Origin of the sequence: Bartonella sp. AP88HLJMH (assembly GCF_042195605.1) — a bacterium.
GTDB lineage: Bacteria > Pseudomonadota > Alphaproteobacteria > Rhizobiales > Rhizobiaceae > Bartonella.
In genome coordinates, this window is the sequence record NZ_JBHIOR010000026.1 from 6,631 (window position 1) to 9,801 (window position 3,171).

General features: G+C 38.4%; 2 protein-coding genes. Both read right to left on the reverse strand.

Annotated elements, in window-relative coordinates; all coding sequences use genetic code 11:
- On the reverse strand, positions 1 to 2,349 hold a 2,349-nt coding region (locus ACFIMA_RS08560), incomplete at its 3' end, for a right-handed parallel beta-helix repeat-containing protein (protein WP_375693753.1).
- 627 nt (positions 2,350 to 2,976) lie between these two features.
- Positions 2,977 to 3,171: autotransporter outer membrane beta-barrel domain-containing protein (locus ACFIMA_RS08565; protein WP_375693361.1), on the reverse strand; the 195-nt coding region annotated here is incomplete at its 5' end.

Genomic DNA, 3,171 nt, shown 5'->3' on the forward strand with positions numbered 1-3,171 from the left:
TCCGTTGCCATACATCGTTGTTAGAGCAACATCTGTGAGCTTAATATGTCCTCCGCTTTTTGCAAGCAATGCCATGTTTGTTGCGGTTACAGTTCCACCCGCCATTGTGATAGTACCACTATTTTCTGTATTAAGCCCGATGAAAGCATTATCAATTATTGTCTTTCCATATAATTCAATCAAGCTGTCAGGATCAGTGGTAGCTGCACCGTATCCGTTGCCATCCATTGTTGTTAGAGCAACATCTGTGACCTTAATATGTCCACCGTTTGCTGCAAACAGTGCCATGTTTGTTGCGGTTACAGTTCCATCCGCCATTGTGATAGTACCACTATTTTCTGTATAAAGTCCGATGAAAGCATTATTAATTGTTGTCTTTCCATGCAATTCAATCAAGCTGTTAGGATCGCTGGTAGCTGCACCGTATCCGTTGCCATCCATTGTTGTTAGAGCAACATCTGTGACCTTAATATGTCCACCGCTTTTTGTAAGTACTGCCGCGCTTTTCCCAGTTACAGTTCCATCCGCCATTGTGATAGTACCACTATTTTCTGTATAAAGTCCGATGAGAGCATTATTAATTGTTGTCTTCCCATCCAATTCAATTAAGCTTTCAGGATCGGTGGAAGCTGCACCGTATCCGTTTCCGTCCATCGTTGTTAGAGCAACATCTGTGATCTTAATATATCCACCGTTCATGGTAAACAATGCTGCGCTTTTTGCAGTTACAGCTCCTCCCGTCATTATGATGACACCACTGTTTTCCGCATCAAGTCCATTTATAGCATTAGTAATCGTTGTCTCTCCATCCAATTCAATAAAGCTGTAAGGATCGGTGGAAGCTGCCCCGTATCCGTTTCCGTCCATCGTTGTTAGAGCAACATCTGTGACCTTAATATATCCACCTTTTTGTGCAAATAATGCTCTATTTCCCGCAGTCACTGTCCCTCCCATCATTATGATTGTAGAGAATAAACCGTCTGCATAGAGTCCATCACCATCAGATGATGTAACTTGAACGCTGCCTTCTTTACTATTGGCTAAAGTAATGAAGCTGCCGTTCATTACGTATAGCCCTGTGTGTTCTCCATCAAATGCTCCTCCTAATATCGTTACTTGTGAACCATCTTCTGCCGATATGCTGGTGTCTGCTTGCGTAATGGTTACATTTTCTAAAGTGAGATGACTTCCGGCAAAGGCCGTTATTCCTGTGTATAAAAACTCTTCTTTTTCATTTTCTAATTCACTTTCCCATCCAGGGTCTAATTCATTGTCCGATGTTTTCACACTTTCTAGCTTGTCTTGATCACTTATGCTGGTATTTGCATAAGTAATGGTTACATTTTCTAATTTGTTTTTATCGCTTTTGCTCTCATTGAAGAACGCACCAGTTTCAAAAGCCGTAATGGTTCCTCCAGTCATTGTGATTGTGCTACCGTTTGTTGCATAAAGCCCAATTACAGCGTCATTAATTACCGTATTTCCGTGTAGTTCAATTGTGCTGTCAACATCATTAGCTATTGCACCGATTCCGGTGCCATCTTTTTTTAAAGTAACATCTGTGACGTCAATATGTCCGCCATTTTCTGCAAGTAATGCTGTATTTTCTCCAGTGACTGATCCTCCTATCATTGTGATTGTGGATTTTGCACCATTTGCATAGAGTCCGTCACCATGAGATGATGTAACTTGAACACTGCCTTTTTTATTATCGGCTAATTCACTATAGGTTAAAGTAATAGCGCTGCCTTCCGTAGCAGATATTCCTTTGAGTTCTCCATCAAATTCTCCTCCTAAAATCGTTACTTCAGAATGATCATTTGCAAATATACTGGTGTTTGCTTGCGTAACTGTTACGTTTTCTAAAGTAACTTTGCTTTTGTTGTCGGCATTTATTCCCTTGTCCATGAAGTGGCCATCTTTACCGCTTGATATTGTTACACCTTCCAGCTTATTTTTATCATTCATACTGTTTTCGAAGAAAGCGCCAATTTCAGAAACCGTAATAATGCCTCCAGTCATTTTGATTGTAGCACCATCTTTTGCATTAAGACCAAGACGAATGTCAAAATCAGTTCCTTTAATGGCTGTGTCTTGCAGTAATGTAATCGCACTGCCAAGACCGTCAGCTGTTACAGCATAAATATCCGTGTCTTTATTCCCAACCACAGTTAAATGTGTGCCGGTGATTTTCCCGTTGTCTTTCGCATTAATAATCTCATACGTTGTGTTAGATACTTCTTTTTTCTCGCCGGAAACTTCAAGAGTTTCAGCATATACATTGAGATGGGTGTTGAATAGCATGACAGCTATGACAGCTGTGCAGCATAAAAGGGATTTTTTACACATCAAGATTTTCCTAACTTATAAGAGCCACACACTCTTCCCCCGCTTATAAGAAGGATATCAAATGGATGGATATTTTAGAGATGGAACGTGAATAGGATATTTTTATTTTTTTGTAAAGTATAAATTAACTTATACATTTAGCATATAATGTATTATATTTAAATTCATTTAGTATTAAATGAATACATTATGTTAATATTATGTAAGTATTATAAGTTTTTCTATTCAAGATATGTGTTATGTTTGCATAAAACTTGTTGCTTATGCTTAAAGAAAAGAAATAGGCAAGAAAATTTCAAAAAACTGTATACTTGAGCCTGATAGGGATCTCTTCTAACATCATGAAACCAAAGATGATACCATAGCTTTCATGTTTTTCTTTAACACGGTTACGATAAAATAGCGCTCATTGATTTTTCAATCGACTTTTAGTTTTTTCAAGGGATATTTTTACTAGTTAAAAGCGCGATATTTTATTGTCTTGAGTTTTTTAACTAATTTTCTTAAAGAAAAATGTTGGCGGTGTGTATTGGTAGAAAAGAATAGGGGAGAGATAAAAAGGCAGCATATTGTGCTGCCCTTTTGTTAAATTGAATAGAATGAATAGGCTATTTTTACAGCCTTGATTTAAAATTGATAGCGCATGCCACCTGAAAAGCTTGCTCCAGAGATACCAGTTTTTTGAAGCTTTTGCTGATAGCTGACATCACCATGAAGGGAGAAATTGTGAGACAGTTGCGCATTGATGCCAACGCCGCCTTCAATTGCAGGTCCCATAGGATCAAGGTCAAAATCTCTGCCAATCTGGATGGTACCATTATC